General features: G+C 45.3%; 1 protein-coding gene. It reads left to right on the plus strand.

Annotated features, from left to right (window positions below):
- A partial coding sequence (gene miaE / locus AB4512_RS25055; RefSeq protein WP_372176159.1) for a tRNA isopentenyl-2-thiomethyl-A-37 hydroxylase MiaE occupies positions 1-329 on the plus strand: 329 nt, incomplete at both ends.

Raw genomic sequence — 329 nt, forward strand, 5'->3', positions numbered from 1 at the left:
GATGGTAAAGAAAGGCGTCACTTACCAACCGATTGAAGCGGGTCGCTACGCTAAAGGTTTAATCAAGCAAGTCAAAACTTACGAACCCGATGCTCTAGTTGATAAGCTCATCATCGGTGCGTTTATCGAAGCTCGCTCTTGTGAGCGTTTCGCTAAATTAGCTCCATTCTTGGAAGAAGATATGGAGAAGTTTTACGTGTCTCTGCTTCGCTCAGAGGCTCGACATTACCAAGATTACCTTGAGTTAGCAGAGCAGATCGCAGGGAAAGATATCTCAGAGCGTATTGCTCATTTCGCGCAAGTAGAAGCGGATCTTATCACTTCAGAAG

Origin of the sequence: Vibrio sp. 10N.222.52.B7, assembly GCF_041474275.1 — a bacterium.
Taxonomy (GTDB): Bacteria; Pseudomonadota; Gammaproteobacteria; order Enterobacterales; family Vibrionaceae; genus Vibrio; species Vibrio crassostreae_C.